This is a genomic window from uncultured Lactobacillus sp., from assembly GCF_948948975.1.
Taxonomy (GTDB): domain Bacteria; phylum Bacillota; class Bacilli; order Lactobacillales; family Lactobacillaceae; genus Lactobacillus.
In genome coordinates this window covers 107,559-123,026 of sequence record NZ_CARBVX010000001.1, presented here as the reverse complement: position 1 = coordinate 123,026, position 15,468 = coordinate 107,559, and the positions used below count along the sequence as shown (strand labels likewise).

General features: G+C 34.0%; 13 protein-coding genes and 1 other annotated feature. Of the genes, 10 read left to right on the top strand and 3 right to left on the bottom strand.

The genetic code is table 11. The annotated features are described in order from the left end of the window. The first annotated feature begins 1 nt into the window (after position 1). The gene (locus Q9R40_RS00600; protein ID WP_004897782.1) at positions 2-730 is read left to right on the top strand and encodes a response regulator transcription factor; all 729 of its coding nucleotides are present in this window, start codon (positions 2-4) and stop codon (positions 728-730) included. Further along, positions 696-2,234 carry a HAMP domain-containing histidine kinase gene (locus Q9R40_RS00595; protein ID WP_297939785.1) on the top strand — a complete coding sequence of 513 codons (1,539 nt, stop codon included), beginning with the start codon at positions 696-698 and terminating at the stop codon, positions 2,232-2,234. The genes Q9R40_RS00600 and Q9R40_RS00595 overlap by 35 nt, the downstream gene beginning before the upstream one ends. Positions 2,235-2,276: 42 nt before the next feature. On the opposite strand, the gene yidC is transcribed toward Q9R40_RS00595, so the two are convergent. Both yidC and Q9R40_RS00585 read right to left on the bottom strand, forming a co-directional pair. Beyond that, positions 2,277-3,260: a membrane protein insertase YidC gene (gene yidC, locus Q9R40_RS00590; RefSeq protein WP_304675872.1), complete on the bottom strand. Its 984-nt coding sequence runs from the start codon at positions 3,258-3,260 to the stop codon at positions 2,277-2,279. 63 nt (positions 3,261-3,323) lie between these two features. Next, on the bottom strand, positions 3,324-3,599 hold the full coding sequence (locus Q9R40_RS00585) for an acylphosphatase (protein WP_004893729.1): 276 nt from the start codon (positions 3,597-3,599) through the stop codon (positions 3,324-3,326). 97 nt (positions 3,600-3,696) lie between these two features. On the opposite strand from Q9R40_RS00585, the gene Q9R40_RS00580 reads away from it, so the two are divergent. The 6 genes from Q9R40_RS00580 (at position 3,697) to greA (ending at position 10,375) form a co-directional block, all read left to right on the top strand. Continuing rightward, a complete protein-coding gene (locus Q9R40_RS00580; protein ID WP_300724169.1) occupies positions 3,697-4,458 on the top strand; it encodes an RNA methyltransferase in 762 nt (253 codons plus the stop codon). A gap of 87 nt (positions 4,459-4,545) precedes the next feature. Beyond that, entirely contained in the window at positions 4,546-4,902 is a 357-nt protein-coding gene (locus Q9R40_RS00575; RefSeq protein ID WP_012846505.1) for a helix-turn-helix domain-containing protein, read from the top strand. 45 nt (positions 4,903-4,947) lie between these two features. Continuing rightward, positions 4,948-5,156, top strand: a binding site (T-box leader). A gap of 34 nt (positions 5,157-5,190) precedes the next feature. Further along, entirely contained in the window at positions 5,191-6,240 is a 1,050-nt protein-coding gene (gene pheS, locus Q9R40_RS00570) for a phenylalanine--tRNA ligase subunit alpha (RefSeq protein ID WP_300592628.1), read from the top strand. Next, complete coding sequence (pheT, locus tag Q9R40_RS00565) at positions 6,240-8,654, top strand: phenylalanine--tRNA ligase subunit beta (protein ID WP_304675867.1); 2,415 nt, start codon at positions 6,240-6,242, stop codon at positions 8,652-8,654. Before pheS ends, pheT begins: the two co-directional genes overlap by 1 nt. 63 nt (positions 8,655-8,717) lie before the next feature. Continuing rightward, a complete protein-coding gene (mltG, locus tag Q9R40_RS00560) occupies positions 8,718-9,812 on the top strand; it encodes an endolytic transglycosylase MltG (RefSeq protein WP_304675866.1) in 1,095 nt (364 codons plus the stop codon). A gap of 80 nt (positions 9,813-9,892) precedes the next feature. Beyond that, entirely contained in the window at positions 9,893-10,375 is a 483-nt protein-coding gene (gene greA / locus Q9R40_RS00555) for a transcription elongation factor GreA (RefSeq protein WP_003646934.1), read from the top strand. A gap of 50 nt (positions 10,376-10,425) precedes the next feature. Here greA and Q9R40_RS00550 read toward each other — a convergent pair whose 3' ends face one another. Then, positions 10,426-13,002, bottom strand: a complete 2,577-nt coding sequence (locus tag Q9R40_RS00550; RefSeq protein WP_304675862.1) for a YfhO family protein — start codon at positions 13,000-13,002, stop codon at positions 10,426-10,428. A 115-nt stretch (positions 13,003-13,117) separates the two neighbouring features. Here Q9R40_RS00550 and Q9R40_RS00545 point away from each other — a divergent pair, with 115 nt between their 5' ends. Continuing rightward, positions 13,118-15,214: a penicillin-binding protein 2 gene (locus tag Q9R40_RS00545; protein WP_300592640.1), complete on the top strand. Its 2,097-nt coding sequence runs from the start codon at positions 13,118-13,120 to the stop codon at positions 15,212-15,214. 72 nt (positions 15,215-15,286) lie between these two features. Then, on the top strand, positions 15,287-15,436 hold the full coding sequence (gene rpmG, locus Q9R40_RS00540; protein ID WP_003646937.1) for a 50S ribosomal protein L33: 150 nt from the start codon (positions 15,287-15,289) through the stop codon (positions 15,434-15,436). Positions 15,437-15,468: the final 32 nt, after the last annotated feature.

Sequence of the window (15,468 nt, the reverse complement as noted above, 5' to 3'; positions counted from 1 at the left end):
AATGAGTAAAATTCTGATTATTGAAGATGAAAAAAATCTTGCCCGTTTTGTAGAACTAGAATTAAGACATGAAAAATATGAAACTCAAGTTGAAGGAAACGGTCGGAAAGGATTGGATTTAGCTTTAAATGAAGATTTTGACGCAATTTTGTTAGATTTAATGTTGCCAGATCTTAATGGATTGGAAATTGCTCGTCGTGTGCGCCAAGAAAAAACAACTCCAATCATTATGATGACTGCAAGAGATTCAGTAATTGACCGTGTCTCAGGTTTAGACCATGGTGCTGATGATTATATCGTTAAACCTTTTGCAATCGAAGAATTATTAGCTCGTTTACGTGCTGTTTTAAGAAGAGTACAAATTGAAAAGAGAGCTATGGGCGATACGATGGGAGTTCAAAAGGTAGTTCACTTCAATGATTTAACTATTGAAACAGCTAATCGAATTGTTCACCGCGGAGATAGTACAGTTGATCTAACTAAACGTGAATACAACTTGTTAATGACATTAATTGAAAATAAGAATAATGTGGTTACAAGAGAGCAACTTTTAAACAAAATTTGGGGACCTGAATCTAAGATTGAAACGAATGTTGTTGAAGTCTATGTGCGTTATTTACGTAATAAGATTGATGTACCGGGCCGTCCATCATACATCAAGACTGTTCGTGGTACCGGTTATATGGTAAGAACTGATGAAAATGATGAAGCACGTGAAGAAACAAAATAAATCTAAGAAAGAGACCCTAAAGTCCTCACTAACTTTTAAGTGGGTAAGTTTAGTTGCAGCGACAATTACGGTCTCTTTTGTTATATTTTCAATTGCAATTTATTCGTTAGTTGAGCAACAAATTATCTCACAGGAAAGAAATTTGACAGAGAGTGTAACAACTACATTTCAAAGAAGACTAGTTGAAATTCCAACAAGTTTACAAATTTCAAATGTTGTACCTAAGCTTTCTCCGAATACAAGTCGTATTTTAGAAGGACAAACACCACTTACTTCTAATGATCGTGGTAATATTTTTAATGATGACGTATTAGCTACTTTATCTAATCGTGATACCAGTATTACAATTTATAATCCTGCCGGAGATGTTGTTTTTAGTAATGGAAATGTTCCCGATGAAGGGATGCCACAATTTAGTAAGACTGAAAATCATGTGCTAAAAGTTGTGACGAGTCGCGGGAAAATTCATATGAAAGTATATCAGAAGATTTTTTCTGAGAGGACACATCGATTAACTGGATATTTGATTGTGGATAATTCCATGGATCAACAAAATCAAGTATTGAAATCTATTCGAAACTGGATGATTGGTCTATCAGTTATTGCTATTGTGATTTTTATTGGTTTGTCTTACTTGATAGTTAATAGTGTTGTCCAACCAATTAAGAAAATGTCTCAAATTTCTCATGATATTAATAAAGACCCCACTGATAAAAGGCGAGTACCCGATCTTCATAGAAATGATGAATTAGGAGAACTAGCGACATCTTTTAATAAGATGCTCGATAGAATGCAAGCCTATATGCAGCAGCAAAAACAGTTTGTAGGAGATGTTTCTCATGAATTGAGAACTCCCGTAGCTGTAATTGAAGGACACTTAAACTTATTAGAGCGTTGGGGAAAAGATGATCCTCAAGTACTGGAAGAATCAATTCAGGCTTCTCTTCAAGAAAGCAAGAGAATGAAACATTTGATTCAAGAAATGCTGAATCTGACTCGGGCGGAACAAGTTGATTTGCAATATCCTGATAAAACAACTGATGTCAATGAAGTACTAAACAGAACTGTGAATGACATGAGAATGATTCATCAAGACTTTACCATTACTTATGATGATGCAGACCTAAAACCTGATACGATAGTTAAGATTTATCGTAATCATTTCGAGCAAATTTTAATCATTTTGATTGATAATGCTATTAAATATTCTACTGATCGAAAAGAAATTTTGGTGGCTGCTGCTACTGAAAAAGATAAAGTTAAGATTTCAGTTCAAGATTTTGGTGAAGGTATTGCTCCTGATGAACAGGATAAAATTTTTAATCGTTTTTATCGTGTAGATAAGGCTAGAACCCGTGAAAAAGGTGGAAATGGATTAGGCTTAGCTATCGCTCGGAAACTAGTTGAAAGTTATCATGGAAAAATCAGTGTTAGTTCAACACTTGGCTCAGGCAGTAAGTTCATGATTGAATTTCCATTATTAAAATCTAAGTCAGATAAATAAAAAATAGGAAATCCGTAATGGATTTCCTATTTTTTATGTTTATTAATTTTTGTCTGAATCATTTGGGCGCTTTTGTTTACCCGCATTACGTGCACGTAAATCTTGATGAAGATCTTTATTTGTCTCAGGAGTGGAAGTTGATGAAGAAGTAGTGTTAAGAATGTTATCAATGGTATCTTGAGTAACAACTACTTTAAGTGGACGTTCATTTAATTCAGCTGCAACATCTCTTTTTACTTTTGGCATAATAATAAAAGTAGTAATTAATTGTTGCAAGATAGCAATAAGTCCACCGACTAAGAAGTAAAGTGCTAGGGCGCCTGGAGCAGAAATACTAATAAAGAAAGTCATAGCTGGACTTAGAATTAAAGTCATTTGCATTGCTTTCTTTTGTTCTTCAGGTATTCCAACCATTGAAAGATAACCTTGAACTACATACAGCAATGTAGCAATAATTGTTAAGATAATGGATCGTTGTCCAAGAGAAATACCAAAGAAACTTGAAGCACCTAATTCTTTAGAATAAGCTACAGCTTGATAAATTCCCATCATGATTGGAAGCTGAATAAGTAATGGTAAGCATCCCATTCCGCCCATCATTGACATATTATTTTCCTTATAAACGCGCATTTGAAGTTGGCTAATTTGCATTTGTTGTGGTTGTGTTAGGCCAGGCTTCTTAAGTGCTTCTTGGATCAATTTCATTTGAGGTTGGAGCTTTTGAGTTTTCTCTTGTTGGGTAGTCATTTTACGTTGGGATGCTAGTCGAAGAGGCATAACAATGAGCTGAACAACAAAAGTGATGATAATAATTGCCCAGCCGGCTCCATTTGATCCACCAATTTGATTCTCAACAGCTAACATGATGTTTTGAATTGGTTTGCCAAATAGACTAAAGACCCAAGCATAGGGCCCACTAGTGGGTGCTTGATAGATGCTTTGACCATTGTTAGCACATCCGGTTAAGGTAAGTGCTAGCACAGTTATCATGGCAAATAGACTAAAATATTTAGTTTTTGATTTCATTAACTATAACCTTTCCTACTTTATTGTTACTGCAATAAAGTTTACTAGTTATTTGTTAAAGTATCAATAAACCACACTAAAGCGAGTAAATTTTTCTGTATTGGGAATTGTCTTTAAATCTACATGATCAACATGGGCAGCAACTGAAGGAGATGCTTTGATTTTTTTGATAAAATGCTCTAATGGGAGTTCATCCCCTTGAGCTACAATTGATACAGATCCATCTGGATTATTTTTAACAGTACCTGTGATTCCTAGTTCTTGAGCAATCATTTGAGTTGTCCATCTAAAGCCAACTCCTTGTACTAAGCCTGTAACTCTCATTGTGACTGTTTTCATAAGTATCACTCTTTTCTGTATATTCTAATTTAAATTTTAACATGTTAATTTTGGACGAGGTAATTTAAAATATTAGAGTAGAAGGAAGTAGAAATTTATGATAGAAATTAACTCAGTAAATAATCCCACAATTAAAAGCCTTAGAAAGCTTGAACAGAAAAAGTATCGTAAAAAGACTCAAACTTATTTAATTGAAGGTTTTCATTTAGTTGAAGAAGCTTTAAAGAGTCATGAAAATTATCTTTATATTTTAGGAACAGCAGAAGCCTTAGAAAAGTTAGAGGCGAGTTATAAATTAAAAGATGATAAAGTCATCCAGATTACTGATGCAATTGCTCAGCATTTAAGTAGCACTAAGAATAGTCAAGATATCTTTATGGTGCTACCAATTAATCAACCAAAATCATTTAGTTTTGAATATGGAAAATGGGTTGTTTTAGATAATTTAACTGATCCAGGGAATGTTGGAACGATTATTCGTACAGCCGATGCAGCCGGTTTTGATGGTGTAGTATTATCTGAAGAAAGTGTAGATTTATATAATCCAAAAGTTCAGCGTAGTATGCAGGGGAGCCAGTTCCATATTCAAATTATCCAAAATCCGATTTTAGAAGCTATTAGTAGTTTTAAGGAAAACGGCCTTCCAGTCTATGTAAGTATTCTTGATAAAACCGCTAAGTCCTTGAATAATTGTGCTCCAGTTCCTCAATTAGCGCTCGTAATTGGAAATGAGGCTCATGGGGCAAGTAAAGAGGTAATTGAAACAGCTGATAAAAAGATCTATATCCCGATAAAGGGAAAGGCAGAGTCACTAAACGCGGCAGTAGCAGCGGGTATTATGATTTATCATTTTTCATAAGCTTGCAGCTTGTTTTTAGTAAGTGTAATCACTATAATCTTAGTATAGATGATTTAAAATTATTTTGATTTTTTAGGAGGAATACAGATGTCCCAAGAAATTGAAAGCAAAACTAAAATGACTGACTGTCCGGATCCAGAAGATTATTCACTGTGTTCGCATTTTATTGATGCTTTTGGAATTATTGGTAAAAAATGGAACGGCTTAATTATTAGCTCTTTGTGTGATACTAATGCAATGCGTTTTAAGGATTTAGCACGTTGCATTAGTAAATGCTCTGATCGTGTTTTAGTTGAACGACTAAAAGAACTAGAAAAAGACGGAATTGTTAACCGTACTGTAGACAAAAAGAGTGGAATTATCAGCTATACCTTGACTCAAAAGGGTGCCGATTTACAACCCGTTTTTGAGCAAGTCCATAATTGGGCTGATAAATGGGCTTAAAGGTAATTGCAAAGTTAGGTAAAAAGTTTTAAGATACTATTATAATTAAATGCGATGATTAAGATTAGTAGTGTGGATAGCTTTTTAGAGAGAGTTTCACTGGTGAAAGAAACTTAAGTTAGAAGCATGAATTTCATCTTAGGAGCAGAATCTAATCAATTCCGGTATTTCACCGTTATTCGAAAAGAGTGTGAACACGCACTTTATTTGTGCTAGTTCAAACTAGGGTGGTACCGCGAAGCTTCGTCCCTTTTGGGACGGAGCTTTTTTGTTGGAAAGGAAAATAAGATGGACTTATTCGATAGAATAAATAAGTTAAAAGAAGAAGGATTGAACCAAATCAATCAGGCTGAAAACCAAAAAATGCTTGATAAGATTAGAGTAGAATTAATGGGACGCAAGGGTGAATTAACTCAAATTCTTCACTCAATGAAAGATATTGCCCCAGAAAATAGACCTAAAGTGGGTCAAGAAGTAAATCAAGTTCGTGATCTCTTTCAAAAGCAGTTAGATGAAGCAAAAAATAACTTCTTACAAACTTTAATTGCTAAAAAATTAGAAGAAGAAAAAATTGATGTTACTTTGCCTGGTCGTGAGGGACATTTAGGTTCAAAACATCCTATTAATATTATTTTGGATGATTTGGAAAGCTACTTTATTGGAATGGGTTATGAAGTAGTTCAAGGTCCAGAAATTGAAACTGATCACTATGTATTTGAAATGATGAACTTGCCAAAAGACCATCCTGCTCGTGATATGCAAGCAACTTTCTATATTGACGAGGAAAATTTACTTAGAACTCAAACTTCAGGAGACCAAGCTAGAGTTTTAGAAAAGCATGATTTTTCTAAAGGTCCATTAAAGATGGTTGGTCCTGGTAAGGTATATCGTAGAGATGATGATGATGCAACGCACTCCCATCAATTCCAACAAATGGAAGGCTTAGTAATCGATAAAAATGTTACTATGTCAGACCTTAAAGGAACTCTAGAAATGATTGCCAAGCACGTTTTTGGTCAAGATCGCAAGACTCGTCTTCGTCCATCTTACTTCCCATTTACTGAACCATCAGTTGAAATGGATGTTTCTTGTTTTAATTGTGATGGTAAGGGTTGTCCAATTTGTAAGTATACTGGCTGGATCGAAGTACTTGGTGCTGGTATGGTTCACCCAAATGTTTTAGAAAATGCTGGTGTAGATTCAACAGTCTATGGTGGTTTTGCCTTTGGTTTAGGGTTAGATCGTTTTGCAATTTTGAAATACGGCATTTCTGATATTCGTGATTTCTATACTAATGATGTACGTTTCTTGGCACAATTCCGTAAGGAGGAAGATTAATGCTTGTTTCATATAATTGGTTAAAAGATTTTCTTAATTTAGATGAAGATCCTAAAGATTTAGGAGAAAAGATTACTAGAACTGGTGTTGAGATCGCATCTGTAGATCACCCAGCAGAAGGATTAAAAAAATTAGTAGTTGGACACATTTTAGAGTGTGAGGATATTGAAGGGACTCACTTACACAAATGTCAAGTTGATGTTGGTGAAGAAGAACCAATTCAGATTGTTTGTGGTGCTCCTAATGTTGCAGCTGGTGAAGATGTTATTGTTGCTTTACACGGGGCAAGAATTGCCGGAAATGAAAAAATTAAGCGTGGTAAAATTCGCGGAATTAAATCAAACGGTATGATTTGCGGACTTCAAGAAATTGGTTTTGAAGATAAGGTAGTTCCTGCAAAATATGCAGATGGAATTTTTGTTTTCCCTAAAGATGCAGATGTAAAACCAGGTGAAGAAGTATACGAAGCACTTGGCATGGATGACTATATTTTAGATTTTGATATTACTCCAAACCGTGCTGATACTTTATCAATGGAAGGTGCCGCTTATGAAGTTGGTGCAATTATTGATGAAAAACCTAAAGTTGAACCAGTAGTGCTTAAGGCAGATGGATCTGACTGGACTAATGAATTAGATGTACAAGTTGATGAAAAATTAGCACCTAAGTTTTACTTAAGAAAAGTTTCTAATGTGAAAATTGGTGAAAGTCCATTGTGGATGCAAACACGCCTTTGGAATGCAGGAATTCGTCCGATTAATAATGTGGTCGATGTTACTAATTATGTAATGCTTTTAACTGGTCAACCAATGCATGCTTATGATGCTCGTACTTTTAAGGACGGTAAACTAGAAGTTAGAAAAGCAAATAAAAATGAAAAGCTTACATTATTGAACGATAAAGAAGTAGAATTAGATCCAAATGACATCATCATTACTGACGGTCAAAAGCCTGTTATGATGGCCGGTGTCATGGGTGGTAAGAACTCAGAAGTTGAAGACGATACTACTGATGTAATCTTAGAATCTGCCGTTTTTGATGGAACTAGTGTAAGAAAATCTGCATTGCGTCACGCTAACAGAACTGAAGCATCAAGCCGATTTGAAAAGGGTGTTAACTGGGATAATACTCAAAAAGCCTTGGATATGGCTGCATTGTTATTGCGTAATGATGCGGATGGTACAGTTAATGAAGGTGAAATAAAAGCAACTGATGCTCAAAGAAATCCTTCAGTAGTTAAAACTACAGTATCTTATATTAATAAGGTATTGGGAACTGAGTTAAGCAGAGCTGAAATGGAAAAGATCTTTGATCAGTTAGGTTTTACTGTTGCAGGCTCTGAAGATGAGTTAGTGGTTACCGTTCCTAATAGGAGATGGGATATTTCTATTCCAGCAGATTTAGTAGAAGAAGTTGGCCGAATTTATGGTTATGATAACTTGAAGTCTACCCAACCGCTTTTAGCTGAAACTCACGGTGGTTACTCAGCTAAAGAAACTGCTATGCGTAGAATTAAAGATATCGTTCAAGGTCAAGGATTAATGGAAGCAATTTCTTACTCATTGACTTCTCCGGAAAAAGCAATTTCATTTACTAAAGATCCTAAACCAGTAGTTGAAGTTCAATGGCCATTAAACTCAAGTCGTTCAACTATGAGAGAAAACCTAATAACAGGATTGGTTGATGCTGCAAGCTACAATATGGCCCGTAAGCAAAAAGAATTAGCTTTATTTGAACAAGGTAGAGTTTATGATCATGAAAATAATACATTTAATGAACATGAACATTTAGCTGCTCTTTATTCAGGACATACTTTAGCAGCCAATTGGCAACATTTAGACCAAAAGATTGACTTCTATTTTGTAAAGGGCCAATTAACTAACTTATTTAGAGCAATTGGTATCAAAGATGAAGATGTAGAGTATCGCGCTGAACTGGTTCAAGGAATGCATCCAACTAGAACTGCTGGTATTTATATTAAGGATCAATATGTTGGTCTAATTGGAATGTTAGCACATGCTGTTACTACGCTTGACAAAGCATTACGTGGCAGTGAGATATATGTTTATGAAATTGATTTAGATGCAATTGTTTCTATGCTTCATAAAGGGATGAAAGCTAAGGCTGCTCCGAAATTCCCAGCTATTGAGCGAGATTTATCTCTATTAGTACCTAATGATGTAACTAATGCACAAATTGAAGCTCAAATTAAGTTAAATGGAGGCAAATATCTTTACGATATTCGAGTAATCGATGTTTATGCCGGAAGTCAGATTGAATCGGGTCATAAATCAATCTCTTACTCATTAACTTTCTTAAATGAAAAAGACACATTAACGGATGAAATTGTAACTACAGCAATGGAAAAAATTGAAGCAGATCTGAAAGAAAGTCTAAAGATTAAAGTTCGTTAATTCTTTTCTGGGGAGCTTTGCTATAATTGTCTTAGATTTTTGTGATTTTCGGAGGAAAAGCATTTGCTAAATCAAGACAAAAAGAAAAATCATGAGTTAGAGGAACAGGCATCTAAAAAGGTTACTCGCTGGATCCTTGGTGGACTAGGAGCGATTTTAGTTTTAGTTGTCTTGATTGGAGGCTGTTACGTAGGATACGCACTTCAACCAGCCAATCGACATGATGAAGATGTTGTTAGTGTTCATATTCCTGCGGGAGCAACTAATAGTCAAATTGCTCAAATTTTACAAGAGAAAAAGATTATTAGAAATGCGGCCGTTTTCAACTTTTGGTTAAAGAGTCATAGTGCGACAAATTTTCAAGCAGGGAATTTTTATTTATCACCTTCAATGCATAACAAAGAGATTGTGAGCCAATTGCAAGGTGGAGGTGGTCGGCCAGTTGTTGGTCATGTTCTAATAAAAGAAGGACAAACAATTGATAGTATTGCCACTACAGTTAGCAAGAATACCAAGTATAGTCGACAAGATTTCTTAAAGCTAATGAAAGATAAGAGCTTTATGAAGAGTTTAGAGAAGCAATATCCTAAACTTTTAACTAGCTCTATGAACAGTAAGGGTGTTCGCTATCATTTAGAAGGATATCTCTTCCCAGCAAAATATGATGTTTATCAAGGAGCTTCTTTAAAAGAATTAGTTAACCAAATGGTTGATAAGACTGATCAAGTTTTGCAACCATACTATAGTTCAATTAAGAAGAAGCACTTAACAGTACAGGAAGTTTTAACTTTAGCTTCATTAGTAGAACGTGAAGGTGTTAAAACTAAAGATAGGCGTATGATTGCTGGAGTATTCTTTAACAGACTTAAAGCTAATATGCCACTTCAGTCAGATATTTCAGTAATGTATGCATTGAATAAGCATAAACATTCTTTATCACTAAAGGATATTAAAGTAAAATCACCATATAACTTATATGTTCACAAAGGATATGGACCTGGACCATTTAACAATCCAAGTCTAGATTCAATTAGTGCTGTATTGAACCCAATTAAGTCTAACTATCTCTACTTTGTTGCAAACCTTAAGACCGGTAAGGTTTACTACAACGAAAACTATGATGAACATTTGAAACGAAATAGTAGTTTAGGCCAGTAAAAATGGTTGACTTTTTTAGGTAGAAAACATAAGCTGTTTGGTGCAAAGAAAAATAGGTATAGGTAAGGAGATTTTTTAGTATGGCAGAAAAAGTTTATCCAATGACTGCTGAAGGTAAGGAAAAACTTCAGAAGGAATTAAAAAACTTAAAATTAGTAAAACGTCCAGAAGTTATTGAACGAATTAAGGTTGCTAGATCATTCGGTGACTTATCAGAAAACTCAGAGTATGATGCAGCAAAAGATGAACAAAGTGCTGTAGAACAACGTATTGTTCAAATTGAACAAATGCTTAAGTATGCACAAGTTGTTGATGCAGATAGTGTTGATCCTAATGAAGTTTCTATTGGTAAAACTGTTACTTACACTGAAGTAGGTACTGATGATCCAGAAACCTATACTATTGTTGGATCTGATGAATCTGATCCGCTTAATGGAAAAATTTCTAATGATTCACCAATTGCTCAAGCTTTACTTGGTAAGAAGAAGGGTGAAAAAGTAACTATCAACACCCCAGGTGGAACTTTTGATGTTACTATCAATGACGTTAAGACATTGAACTAATTTAAATAATTTATCTAAAAAAGGGATTAACTTACGTAAAAGCTGGTAAGTTAATCCCTTTTTGGTTTAAAAATAAATAAAATTATGGTTGAAATAATCGAAATTATAAGACCAATTAAGAAAGCAATTGGTACATAAATTAAAGTAAGGTGATGGGTCCCTTTTTTTATAGGTGCACTTAAAAATGTTTGGGCAAATTTTTGGGTTTGCAAAAGTTTACCATTGTCAAAAATTAGCCAATTTTTTGAATAAGGAATGGTAGAATTTAAAGTTTCATTTTTTTGTGCAGTGTAATTAAGTTTTAAAGAAATAGGACTTGTTTGATGAGTTACGGGCTGTTTTTGATTGAATTTACGGATAATTTTGGTAAATTCATCTTCTCTAAATTGAAGAACTCTAATACCATTTAAATTGATATTTTCAGTGTTTAGATTGAAAACAATTTTAATAGGAGTATTTTTCGAATAATATCCAATATTTAGTAATTTACTTGAAATACCTAAATCATCATTGTTAAGTTGGTGATTATTAACAATAATAGAAGTGACATTAGTAGTTAAGTTTGAGGGAAGCTCGAGATAATAAGCTCCCTTTTCAAATGAGGAAATATTAAAGGTTATTGTAGCAGTTTTATTTTTATCAATCTTTTTATATTCATTGATATTCTTGCTACGCTTAGTGTTTTTTAGTTTGCTTGGATTTGTTAGATATAAACTATTGAAAAGATTAAGTTTTTGACCGACGATGCTGCTAAAGAGATTATTTTGATTTGTAGCAGGCATATTATTATAAAAGGTGATTTTCTGATGGGTATTTGAAATAAAAATAAGTGGTAAAGCAGATGAATTTTTTCTAATTTGTAATTGTTTAAAACTTTTAACGACTGTATTTGTAACTAAATCTGGTCGATAAAAAGCACTCGTAAATACAACTTGTTCTTTTTCAGGTAGATTACGCCTATTCTTAATGGGGACAATATTATATTTGATGCCTAAAAAACTATCAGATAAGGGCGTAGCGAAATTATTGGTAAAAGAATTATCATTGTTTTCTAGCCCAAGATAATCTACTAAGTTAATAGCCGCACGATCAGAAATAGAATTAAAGTTGCTAACCCCATAGTAATTATTACTGAATGGGTCGTCATCGGAACGAGTAAATGTCTTTTCTGTGCGATATAAGCCGGAGTCATATTTATGTAAATAGGTTGTAGTTTGAGAAACATTACTAGTGAAATTAGCATAATCAAAGTTTTTTTGATAAGAGATATTATCTAAACTTGCTAACAGATTAATACTTACTTCTAGTCCTACTATTCCAAAAAAGATTACTGGGATCCACTTATAGTTAAAAAATAAAATTATGAGTAAACTACATAAAAGAAAAAGGATAGTAAGAATAATATTAGTTTGATTCAAAAATTCTTTTTGATGGATATTTAATAAAAGAAAGACACTTAAGCTAATTACTAAAAGTAAGGCAACTGTTTTACTAGTGATATTAAATTTGTGTGTATGTGCAATCACTTGAACACCAAGATAGATTGCATAGAAAGAAAAGATAAAGCTAAAGCGTGCTGGATACCAAACGGGATACTGACCTAAGTGCCATAAAAGAACTAATGGATTAAAGCTAAAAGAGAAGAATAAAAATAATAGTAAAATAGCTGATGTGAATTTTTCTTTTAGAGAAAAATGGTGATTGATGAAGTAAAGGAGGCACAAGATAGTAAAAGTACTAGTTAAAAAAATGTTAGGTAGTCCCTTTTCCATCTCAGTAAAATTAAATGCGCCAATTACTAATTTATCCAGTGCTTGATAGGGTGCAAATTGAAAACCTAGCGAAATAGTGGTGTCGGACTTGATTTTTCCATTTAATATTTCAAAAAAAGCTGGTAATAATGCAAATGCAGCGAGGGTAGTTCCTAGGATACTCTTAGCAAAATAGTGGAAAATAATTTGGCTTGAAAAAGAATGGTTAATTAGGGCAGTAATAAAATATAGTAAGCCAAAAAATAGTACCATGACGCCGGTATAAAAATTAGTTAACCACAGTAAAAAAGTGATCATGATAAGATAAAAATAGTGTTTCTTTTGTTCAAATAATTTATCAATTGCGTCTAGTAAAACAGGTAATAAAATTAAACTGTCAAGCCACATGAGATTTAAATTATAGCTAACAACAAAACCGCTCAGTGCAAAAGCAAGACTAGCGGCTAAAGCAAAAATTTTATTATCACCCTTGAAGAATTTCTGAAAATAAAAAAAGCTACTTAAACCAATAGCGCCGACTTTTAGACTAATAATTAAAAGAATAGCTATTGGTAAAGATGAATTTGAAAAAAGTAATAGTAGAAGATTAAAGGGACTATTTAAATAATAGGCACTAGTTCCAATAAACGAACTCCCTAGACCATTACTGAATGTAAAAATAAAGTTTAAAGGATTAGAGAGTAGATTATTTTTATAAAAAGAAAGAAAGTCAATATATTGTTGCCCTAAATCAACGGTTAAAATTTCTTGGCCTCGATATAGAAAATAGCTTGCAAAGATACAAGTAGGCAGTAAAAAAGAAAGCCAATATAGATATTTATTTTTAAAATATGTTTTAACTTTGTTGATAATCATTGATAAATACCCTACTTCTTAAGAATATATAATTATTGCGATTTTCACTGGGAGAAAAATAGAATTTAGATGCATTTTTTGCTAAAATCAATTCTAGTTTAGTGAGGTTAGAATTTTGAATTATTTAAAACAGAGTAAAGGTTCGAATAGAAATTCCACTTCGACGCCCCTAAGAATGAAAATTATTTTGGGCGTCATTTTAGTTTTATTTTTATTATTAATTGGTCAATTGGCCTACTTACAGCTTTTCTACGGTGGACGTTTTCAAGCAGAGGTACAGCAAACCGACCAAAAGATTGTATCAAATAATGTACCACGTGGTGTGATGTATGATAGCAGCGGTAAAGTTTTGGTAGGTAATAAAGCTAATAACGCAATTACTTATACCAAAAATTCTAGCATTACGTCTAGTCAAATATATAAAATTTCTAATCGCTTAAGTCAATATATAACACTTGATGAAGAACCTACCCAAAGACAGCTCTATGATTATTATTTAGCTAACAGTAAAATATCAGAAAAGGAAACAGCTAAGCTGCCTCGATCTGAGCGTTATGATAGTAATGGGGATGCTTTAAGTTCAAGTCAAATCTATAATAATGTCTTAAAGCGTGTTGAAAAGCAAGATATCCATTTTACTAAACGTCAAAAAACAGCTGCTTTAATTTTCAATAAGATTTCTGGAGCATACACCTTATCCACTATCTATATTAAGAATAAAGATCTAACTGATCGAGAAATGGCATTAGTTGGAGAGCATTTATCTGAATTACCAGGTGTAGGTATTGGAACTGACTGGTCAAGAAGTTATCCAAATGGAAAATCTATTAAAAGTATCATTGGTTCCGTTTCTTCAGAAAAGGCTGGTTTGCCAAGTGATAACTTGCAGTACTACTTAACACAAGGTTACTCACGAAATGACCGTGTAGGTACAAGTTACTTAGAAGAAAAGTATGAACCGCTTCTGAAAGGAACTAAGTCTAAGTCGCAGGTAGTTACTAAGTCCAGAGATGGTGTTGAACAAACTAAGACTGTCTATAAAGGACAAAGTGGTGCCAGTTTGATTTTGACAATGAATGCTAAATATCAACAACAAGTAGAAGATGCACTGAAAAAGCAATACGCGGCTGCTAAAGCTGCAGGTGCTACGCAGTATTCTAATGGTGCCTATGCAGTAGCGATGAATCCAAAGACTGGAGCACTTTTAGCGATTGCAGGTATTGATCATAATGCAAAGACTAATAAAGATACTGATGATGCGTTAGGTGTAATTAATAAATCCTTTGTTATGGGGTCTGCAGTCAAAGGTGCAACTGTTGCGGGTGGATTAATGAATGGTGTTATTACACCAACTAATAATGTGATGCCCGATACGCCAATTTACTTACCAGGTTCTCCAATTAAGAAATCTGTTTACCCAGTTGGTACATTTGGTAGTCTTGATGCTCCAACAGCCCTTGAAGTATCAAGTAACATTTACATGATGCAATTGGCTTTAAGATGGGTAAATGCTAAATATACGCCACATAGTTTTATCTCAATGCCTTCAGATGCATTTACTAAATTGAGACGTAATTTTGCAATGTTTGGTTTGGGTCAAAAAACAGGTGTAGACCTTCCTGGAGAAGTTTCAGGAATTCAAGGTCGTTCATATAACTCAGCTGGTCAATTGCTTACCGGTTCTGTTCTTGACTTGTCTTATGGAAACTATGATGCTTATACGCCAATTCAATTAGTACAATATATTTCAACTATTGCTAATGGTGGTTATCGTATGCGTCCATATTTAGTTCAATCAGTTGGTGAAACTAATTCACAAGGTGATAAAGTATCAATTCTTCATAACACTAAGCCACAGGTTCAGATGCGTATTCCTTGGACGCAGGATCAACTTGATGTTATTCATCAAGGGATGTACCGCGTTGTTCATGGTACTAATTCATGGGGAACAGCCCACTCATTAAAGAATGTTAAGCCTTCGATTTCTGGTAAAACTGGTACTGCTCAGACTTTTTACTATGATGAAGATAATCCAGGTAATCCACATGCGCCAGAAGTTATTAACGCTACTTTTGTTGGTTATGCCCCATCAAAAGATCCTGAAATCGCTGTAGCTGTAGTCTTCCCAGGACTTGACCCAGATAAAGAAGGTTCATATACTTTGCAAGTGGCAAAGGCAATGGTTGAAGACTACTTCAAACTTAATAAATAGAAAAGTACTGGTAAAAGTGCGGAAAACATGGTATAGTTTAACAGTTAACTAAATAAGTAGGTGGTGGAAAACATGGCAGAACATATTATCCTTGAATGCACCGAATGTGGCGATAGAAGTTACTTATCTGAAAAGAATAAGCGTAAGCATCCGGAACGTTTAGCTTTAAAGAAGTATTGCCCAGTTGAAAGAAAGGTAACACTTCACCGCGAAACTAAGTAATCAAAGCAACAGGCAATTCCTGTTGTTTTTTT